Below are 8,089 nucleotides of genomic sequence, written 5' to 3'. Positions count from 1 at the left end.
TCCAGGCTGACCTCGATCGCCGGAAACCGGGGCAGTCGATGATCACCACGAGCCGCGGCGAACCCGACGACGTCTCGATCAAATCGGGCATCCAGGACGGCTACACCACGGGGACGCCGATCGGAATGGTCATCCAGAACAAGGACGCTCGCTCGGAGAAGTACGAACCGTTCATCACCGCGCCACGACCGAGCCACGGCGATTTCACCTACTCGGCAAAGTTCGGCACGCGCAACTGGGGTGGCGGCGGCCGCTCGTCGGCTCGTGAGACGGTCAACTGGGTCGCTGCAGGCGCGATTGCGAAGCAGCTCCTCGAGCACGAAGGGATCGAACTCAAGGCCCACGTCAACCAGATCGACGACATCGCGGCCCCGGAGGTGAGCTTCGAGCAGCTCAAAGAACACAGCGAGACGAACGATGTCCGCTGTGCCCATCCCGAGACCGCCGAACGAATGCAAGCGCGCATCGAGGAGTACCAGCAGGAAGGAGACTCGATCGGCGGCTCGATCTACTTCGAAGCACGGGGGGTCCCGCCGGGGCTCGGTGCGCCGCGGTTCGACTCCCTTTCGGCGCGACTCGGGCAGGCGATGATGTCGGTACCGGCGACGACGGCCTTCGAGTTCGGCCTCGGACGCGAGGCCCGCGAGTACACGGGCTCCGAGCGCAACGACGACTGGGAGTTCGATTCAGAGGGGAACCCGACCCCCGTCGAGAACGACCACGGCGGCATCCAGGGCGGTATCTCGAGCGGAGAACCGATCTACGGCGAGGTCACCCTCCACGCGCCGACGTCGATTCCCAAGAGCCAACAGACCGCAGACTGGGAAACCGGCGAGCTAAAAGAGGAACAGGTCATCGGCCGCCACGATCCCGTCCTGCCGCCCCGCGGCGTCCCCGTCGTCGAGGCGATGCTCGCACTCACACTGGTCGACTTCATGCTGCTGTCGGGCCGGATCAACCCCGACCGTCTCGACGATCAGCCCGGCGAGTACGATACGGACTACCACCCGAGCAACCCACGGGAAGATCGAGAGTGAGATCGAGAATACCCGTCCCGGAATCCGACGATCGGTCGTCCGTTCGGAGCCGTCGCCTCGCATTCCGAATCCGGCACAACGCCTAACTCCCGGATCGACGTGGACGACGTATGGAGGACTTCCACGTCCACTCCAACTACTCCGACGGCGAGTTCCTCGAGGGGATGGTCCGGGCCGCCGAGGCCGCCGGACTCGAGGGGGTCGGGTTCGCGGACCACTGCAACGTCGCGCCGCGGGATCGCATGGAGTGGGTTCGCAGCGTCTACGGGTTCAACCTGGACATCACGTACGACCGTCGACGACGGGCCATCGAGCACGTGCGAGCGGAAACGTCGATCGACGTCTACGACGCCGTCGAGATGGACTACGACCCGCGCGACGAAGCCGAGATTCGCGAGTTTCTCGCGGAGGCCGACTTCGACTACAGCGTCGGCAGCGTCCACGAGGTCGCGGGGACGAACGTGCAGGTCTCCTCGCAGTTCACCGATCGCCCGGCGGCCGAACGCGACCGCATCGTCGAGGAGTACTTCGAGCGGCTCGTCGCCCTGATCGAGTCGGAACTGTTCGACGTCGCCGCCCACGTCGACCTGATCGAGCGAACGAAGCCGCTCCGCGGCCGTGCAACCGAAACACAGTACGAACGCGTCGCCCACGCGCTCGCGGCGTCACGGACGATTCCCGAGATCAACGCCGGCCGAGCACTGACAGACGAGGAGATCGTCCACCCCACCGAGACGTTTCTCGAGACCCTGCGCGAACACGACGTTCCCGTCACCGTTGGCACCGACTCACACGCACCGGACGAGATCGGCCAGCGGGCCGACTTCCTCGAGGATTTCCTCGCCGACTGGGGGCTCGAGCCGGTCGATCCGCCGGCGCTCGAGTGAGCAGTGCCGGAGATGTCGATCTCGAGCTTTTTTACCCCGGCCGAAACGAAGAACGAGTGATACGAATCGAGGCCGTCCTCCTCGATCTCGACGACGCGCTGCGCCGGTACGAGCGGTCGCCCGGCCAGGTGTTGCCGATGTCGTTCGAGCGGACCGGCATCGAACCGACTGCCCCCGGGAACCCACCAGAGAGACCACAGGCCGAACGCGAACGCGAAACCGAAACGGCAGCACCGACTTCGAGAGAGTGAGATGCTCGACGTCTCGGTCACGCTATCCCGAACTCGAGTTCCCGACGAAGGCGGAGACCGGTTGCAGCCGTACGTACGGCCGGACGGCGTACCAGAGAACTACGCCGCTCGCTCCGACGGCATTGATCGTCACGTCGGTCAGGAGAAAGTCCGATCGATGGGGGACAAGCGCCTGACCGAACTCGATCCCGATCCCGTAGCTCGCCGCGATACCGACGGTCAGGAGAACTCCTTTCCAGCGGGGGAGTTCCCAGTGATCCGTCGCGTACGCCACGCTGCAGGCGAGAGTGAAGTACGCGACCAGATGTCGCCAGTGGTGTATCGCGATCAGGTCCGGCTGAACGTCGTCGACGACGGTGTCCGGAACGGCGACCAGCGACCCGTAGCAGATGATGGCAGCGACGCCGACCACGCCCGCCCATCGGATTGGTCGCGGTAACAGCGGCGCTGGAATCGGCATGCGTCGAATCCGGTCGATCTTCCGGAGGAATAAAGCTACCGTCTCGCTGTGAGAGTCGAACACAGTAGCCGACCCTCTACCGGCGGTTCCACGACAGCTCCAGCTCGAGGTCGTCCCGAAGCAACTGCGAGACGTGACAGCCCCGTTCAGCGAGGTCGACGATCCGTGCCAGAGTCTCGTCGTTCTCGTCGGACGCGAGGTGGACCGTCACCTCGATCGACTCCACCGAGCCGTGCTCAGGGTTGGCATCGGTCGTCACCGAAATCTCGCCGACGTCGGCGTCGCGTTTCTCGACCTGGTAGCGCGTGCTCAGTGAGAGACAGGAAGCGAGCCCGCCGAGAAAGACGTCGACCGGCGTCGGGCCGGTTTCGGTGCCGCCGCTGTCTTCGGGTTCGTCGTACTGCCACCCGAACGAGCCCGCGTCGATCCGCCCACGCATGCCACTGGGGTTCGTCGCGGTGACGGTGCGTCCGGGCATCTCCGTCTCTACTCTCGCTTGCTCCCGTGTACGGCCGTCGACTGTCGCGGGCAGCAGTTCCCGACGGTCCACGAGGTATTCGACCACCGTCTCCAAGTCTTCGATATCCGCGTCGGCCGGCGCGACGAGCCCGATCGGCGTCCCGGACAGCACTGTGTTTCCTTCCTCGAGGTAGGTGCGACGGAGGACACCCTCCTCCTTGGCTTCGACCTCGCCGACGCCGCTTTCGGACGCGACCTGCGCGACGGCCTCCCCTTCCTCGACGGGCGTCCCGTCCTCGACGTGCCACTCGAGCAGGGTGCCACGCCCCATCTCGGGTCCGAGTGTCGGCATCCGAACGATATACCCCATACGATCGGATACCGGGAACGCGGGATAAAAGGTGTCGTCGAATCCGGTGTGACGACGGCCGCTTCGAGACGCGCGTCCGAGTAACAGATTCGTTCATCGACGAACGGAAATTGGCACGGGCTGTCGTCGGTACACTAATAATCTTTCATCCGTTATTCTGAACAGCTGCCCATTCTTCACGAAAAATTCTTGGTAATGTATAGCAAAGGCTTTAGGTTCAGTAGGGAAAACTTCAGCTACGGTTGGCCCACCGGCCACTGATTTACCTATGAGCGACGACGAACTCATCTGGCGAATCGCAGGCGGTTCCGGAGACGGGATCGACTCGACGAGCCAGAACTTCGCGAAAGCGTTGATGCGTTCGGGGCTCGACGTATTCACACACCGACACTATCCGTCGCGCATCCGCGGCGGCCACACCTACGTCGAGATCCGGGCGGCAGACCACGAGGTACAGTCGCGGGGAGACGGCTACAACTTCCTCCTGGCACTGGGTGACTCGTTCGCCCGGAATCCCGAAGAGAACGCCTACTACGGCAACGAAGAACTCAAGCCACTCTCGGAGAACCTGGACGAACTCCGAGAGGGGGGCATCATCGTCTACGACGAGGGCCTGATCAGCGACGAAGACGTCGAAGAGGTGAACCTGGAGGAACGTGCCGAAGAGAACGACTGGCACGTCTTCCCGATGGACCTGCGTGGCCTCGCGAAAGAACACGGCCGCGAGGTCATGCGAAACACCGCCGGGGTCGGCGTCACCGCCGCCTTGCTCGATATGGACCTCGAGCACATCGAGGACCTGATGTCCGACGCCATGGGCGGGGACATCCTCGAGTCCAACCTCGACATTCTCCACGAGGCTTACGAGATCGTCGAGGACGAGTACGAGTTCGAGCACGACCTCCGAGCGCCCGAGGGTACTCACGACACCGAACAGGCGCTGCTGTCGGGCTCGAACGCGATCGCCTACGGTGCCATCGACGCCGGCTGTCGGTTCATCGCCGGCTATCCGATGACGCCGTGGACGGACGTGTTCACCATCCTCAGCCAGAACTTCCCCGATATGGGCGGCATCTCCGAGCAGGTCGAAGACGAGATCGCCGCGGCCGCACTCGCGGTTGGCGCGAGCCACGCCGGCGTCAAGGCGATGTCCGGCTCGTCGGGTGGCGGCTTCGCCCTGATGTCCGAGCCACTCGGCCTCGCCGAGATGACCGAAACGCCGATCGTCCTCATCGAAGCGATGCGTGCCGGTCCTTCGACCGGGATGCCGACCAAGCCCGAACAGGGCGACTTAGAGCACGTCCTCTATACGAGCCAGGGCGACTCCCAGCGTGTCGTCTTCGCGCCGGGTAACATCGAGGAAGCCTACGAACAGACCCGGCTGGCCTTCGAGATCGCGTGGGACTACCAGATTCCCACGCTGCTCATCTACGACCAGAAGCTCGGGGGCGAGAACAAGAACGTCGACGTCGAGTTCTTCGACCGCGAACCGTCGCCGGACCTGGGATCGACGCTGACCGAAGCAGAGCTCAAGGAAGCTGCCCACGACAACTCCGGGAAGTTCAAGCGGTTCAACTACGAGGACGCCGAGGACGGCGTCGCACCACGCTCGCTGCCCGGTCAGAAAGGCGGTCGATACCTCGCGACGGGCAACGAGCACAGCCCCGTCGGCCACATCAGCGAGGACCCCGACAACCGCGTCAACCAGATGGACCGTCGCCTCGAGAAACTCGAGTCCATCCGCGAGGAACTCGACGAGGAACGCGAGTCGACACAGACGTACTTCGGGCCCGAGGAGGCCGAGTACGGTATCGTCACCTGGGGCTCGAGTCAGGGTGCCGTCGCCGAAGCGATCGAGCGGCTGAACGAGCAGGGCCACAGCGTCAAGGGGATCAGCGTCTCCGATATGATGCCGTTCCCCGAGGCCGAGATGACGGAGTTCCTCGAGAGCGTCGACGAGGCGCTGGTCGTCGAGATGAACGCCACCGCTCAGTTCCGTGGTCTCGTCCAGAAGGAACTCGGCCGCTTCGGCGAGAAGCTGACCAGCCTGCTCAAGTACAACGGCAACCCCTTCGAGCCCGCCGAAATCGTGGAGGGCTACGAGGTCAACCTCGCCGACGAAGACCGCGAACCGACCGCACAGGTACGAATCGAACCTGCTGCAGGTGATTAATTATGAGTGCATTCAACGCCATCGGAGAGGAACGAGAGATCGACCGGGACGAGTTTACGCCCGGTGTCGAACCGCAGCCGACCTGGTGTCCGGGCTGTGGCGACTTCAGCGTCCTCAAATCGCTGAAGCAGGCGCTCCCGGAAGTCGGCCGTACCCCCGAAGAGGTACTGACCGTCACCGGGATCGGCTGTTCCGGCAAGCTGAACAGCTACCTGGATACGTACGGGTTCCACACGATCCACGGTCGTGCGCTGCCGGTCGCCCGCGCAGCCAAACTGGCCAACCCGGACCTCGAGGTCATCGCCGCCGGCGGTGACGGCGACGGGTACGGAATCGGTGGCAACCACTTCATCCACTCTGCCCGCGAGAACCACGACATCACGTACATCGTCTTCAACAACGAGATTTTCGGCCTGACGAAAGGCCAGACCTCGCCGACCAGCCCGAAGGGCCACAAGTCCAAGACTCAGCCCTCGGGCAGTGCGAAGACGCCGCTGCGGCCGCTCTCGATGTCGCTCAACGCTGGCGCGAGCTACATCGCCCGCACGGCCGCGGTCAACCCCAACCAGGCAAAGGAGATCATCGCGGAAGCGATCGAACACGACGGCTTCGCCCACGTCGACTTCCTGACCCAGTGTCCGACCTGGAACAAGGACGCGCGCCAGTACGTCCCCTATGTCGACGTCCAGGACTCCGACGATTACGAGTTCGACCACACGAACCGGCAGGAAGCCGCCGAGATGATGCGCGAGACGGAGAACGTCCTCAACGAGGGGACCGTCCTCACCGGCCGGTACTACGTCGACGAGGACCGCCCGTCCTACACCGAGGAGAAGCAGGCAGTCGGCGAACTCCCCGACGAGCCCCTCGCCGAGCGGTACTTCGACGACGACGCCGAGTGGGAGCGTAGCTACGACCTGCTCGACCGTCACAAGTAGGGCCGGTCCCGACGCGAACTCCCCGTTCGATTCGCGCCAACCGATAACTTTCGTCGTTTCCCGTTCTTCGTCGTCAAGTCGTCGAGTCATGGGTCGCGAGTCGTAGGTCACGGGTCGCGGGTTGTAGATCGAGCACCCTCCCTACTCGACTCCCCACCTGCCCCGAAGACGTATACTACTAACTGATAGCACAACGACGGTTCCGGTGTGCCCTCCGAACCATCATCTCCATCGGGGACGCGGGACTGTCCGGACTGCGGAGCGGACGCCCCGCCCGATGCGAACTTCTGTCTCCACTGTGGCGTCGAACTCGAGGACTCGAGCCTGCCGACGTACTGTCCGGACTGCGGGGAGCGGTTCGACCGTAGTGACGAGTTCTGTGCGAACTGCGGGACTGCCCGGACCGACAGCACGGAGCCGGCGACGGGTTCAGAACCGACGCGGCGATCCGGGAGCGGACGGTCGTCGAGGTCGATCGGATCGAAGGCAGATGAGCGGGGAGCAGAGCGATCACGGTCACAGCCACAGCCACAGCCACAGTCGCAGTCGCAGTCACCTCCGAGCGACGGGCCATCGGACCAGAACGTGGACCCACACGCTCGCCGAGCATTCCGTCGACGCGTCCAGCGCCACCTCGATGCCGGCTGGGAACTCGAGCACGATTACGACGATCGCGTCGTCCTCGTGGACCGCGACATGGGGTCGATCGCCGTCCACATCGTGTTGCTCTTCCTGACTGGCGGGATCGGAAACCTCCTCTACGGCTGGTACCACTACTCCGAATTGGCCGAACGGCGACACCTCTCTGTCGACGATCGAGTCGGTCCGGAGCGCCAGCGGGAACGGGAGTCGACCGCGAGCGATCTCGGGACCGGTACCGGAACCGATCCGGCCACACCCAACTTCGAAGCGCTGGCGACGGCATCCGCGTACATCGTTACCGCGACTTTCCTACTGATCGGCTCTATACTCCTCCTCTCGGCGGTCGGTGGTGCCGGATCGATCGGCACGGCCCTCTTCGGACTCGCGTTCGCCGCGAGCGGGCTCTACGTTGCTCCCGCGTTCCGCCGGCGGCTCGAGCGTCGACGCGGGATCGGGAGCGTCGGGCGGACACGAACCGTGGACCACCGCGTCGTCCATCCGGGAGAAACGACGGACGAGCGGTGTGTCGTCTGTAACGACCCGTTCGACGGCGGCGTGGTCCGACGCCGACGCGACGAGACGGTCCTGGCTGGGTTCCCGATCCGGACCCACGAGCTGGGGTACAACTACTACTGTCCGGCGTGTGCCCGGCGTGATCTCTTTGCGGGGAGTGGTGACGCCGACCTCGGACCCGATCTCGAGGTCGGCGATACCGAGTCGATCGACGCGGAACTGGCCGATACCGTCGAGCGTGATGGCGACGACGCAAGTGGAGACGAAGACAGCAACAGCGATATAGACGATACCACCGGTTCCGGAGCGTCCACGCCCGGGACCGGAGACGACGCGCTGACGGACGAACGCAGCTAACA

The 8,089-nt window shown here is 64.3% G+C and carries 8 protein-coding genes; 6 read left to right on the top strand and 2 right to left on the bottom strand.

Annotation, left to right across the window (positions count from 1 at the left end; translation table 11 throughout):
* From aroC to C446_RS02845, 3 genes are all read left to right on the top strand, one after another.
* Positions 1-1,037 (top strand): chorismate synthase (aroC, locus tag C446_RS02855; protein WP_006671551.1); only part of this gene is annotated, 1,037 nt, incomplete at its 5' end.
* A gap of 110 nt (positions 1,038-1,147) precedes the next feature.
* Positions 1,148-1,924 (top strand): PHP domain-containing protein, encoded by a 777-nt coding sequence (locus C446_RS02850; protein WP_006671550.1) that lies wholly within the window; start codon positions 1,148-1,150, stop codon positions 1,922-1,924.
* Between the two features lie 56 nt (positions 1,925-1,980).
* Entirely contained in the window at positions 1,981-2,175 is a 195-nt protein-coding gene (locus C446_RS02845) for a hypothetical protein (RefSeq protein WP_169331357.1), read from the top strand.
* A 22-nt stretch (positions 2,176-2,197) separates the two neighbouring features.
* On the opposite strand, the gene C446_RS02840 is transcribed toward C446_RS02845, so the two are convergent.
* Complete coding sequence (locus C446_RS02840) at positions 2,198-2,635, bottom strand: VanZ family protein (RefSeq protein ID WP_083861050.1); 438 nt, start codon at positions 2,633-2,635, stop codon at positions 2,198-2,200.
* A 76-nt stretch (positions 2,636-2,711) separates the two neighbouring features.
* Positions 2,712-3,464: an OsmC family protein gene (locus tag C446_RS02835; RefSeq protein WP_006671547.1), complete on the bottom strand. Its 753-nt coding sequence runs from the start codon at positions 3,462-3,464 to the stop codon at positions 2,712-2,714.
* 268 nt (positions 3,465-3,732) lie between these two features.
* Between C446_RS02835 and C446_RS02830 the strand changes: the two genes are divergently transcribed.
* From C446_RS02830 to C446_RS02820, 3 genes are all read left to right on the top strand, one after another.
* Positions 3,733-5,637 (top strand): 2-oxoacid:acceptor oxidoreductase subunit alpha, encoded by a 1,905-nt coding sequence (locus C446_RS02830; RefSeq protein WP_006671546.1) that lies wholly within the window; start codon positions 3,733-3,735, stop codon positions 5,635-5,637.
* A 2-nt stretch (positions 5,638-5,639) separates the two neighbouring features.
* Positions 5,640-6,575 carry a thiamine pyrophosphate-dependent enzyme gene (locus C446_RS02825; protein WP_006671545.1) on the top strand — a complete coding sequence of 312 codons (936 nt, stop codon included), beginning with the start codon at positions 5,640-5,642 and terminating at the stop codon, positions 6,573-6,575.
* A 207-nt stretch (positions 6,576-6,782) separates the two neighbouring features.
* Positions 6,783-8,087, top strand: a complete 1,305-nt coding sequence (locus tag C446_RS02820; RefSeq protein ID WP_006671544.1) for a zinc ribbon domain-containing protein — start codon at positions 6,783-6,785, stop codon at positions 8,085-8,087.
* The last annotated feature ends 2 nt before the right edge of the window (positions 8,088-8,089 follow it).

Source organism: Halobiforma nitratireducens JCM 10879 (genome assembly GCF_000337895.1).
In the GTDB taxonomy this organism is placed as follows: domain Archaea; phylum Halobacteriota; class Halobacteria; order Halobacteriales; family Natrialbaceae; genus Natronobacterium; species Natronobacterium nitratireducens.
The sequence above is the reverse complement of the archived record's forward strand: the minus strand, read 5'-3'. Positions and strand labels throughout refer to the sequence as shown.

Excerpts from the sequence above, each read along its gene's own strand:
- C446_RS02835 (WP_006671547.1), bottom strand. The coding sequence starts at position 3,464 with ATGGGGTATATCGTTCGGATGCCGACACTCGGACCCGAGATGGGGCGT.
- C446_RS02830 (WP_006671546.1), top strand. The coding sequence starts at position 3,733 with ATGAGCGACGACGAACTCATCTGGCGAATCGCAGGCGGTTCCGGAGAC.
- C446_RS02825 (WP_006671545.1), top strand. The coding sequence starts at position 5,640 with ATGAGTGCATTCAACGCCATCGGAGAGGAACGAGAGATCGACCGGGAC.
- C446_RS02840 (WP_083861050.1), bottom strand. The coding sequence starts at position 2,635 with ATGCCGATTCCAGCGCCGCTGTTACCGCGACCAATCCGATGGGCGGGC.
- C446_RS02850 (WP_006671550.1), top strand. The coding sequence starts at position 1,148 with ATGGAGGACTTCCACGTCCACTCCAACTACTCCGACGGCGAGTTCCTC.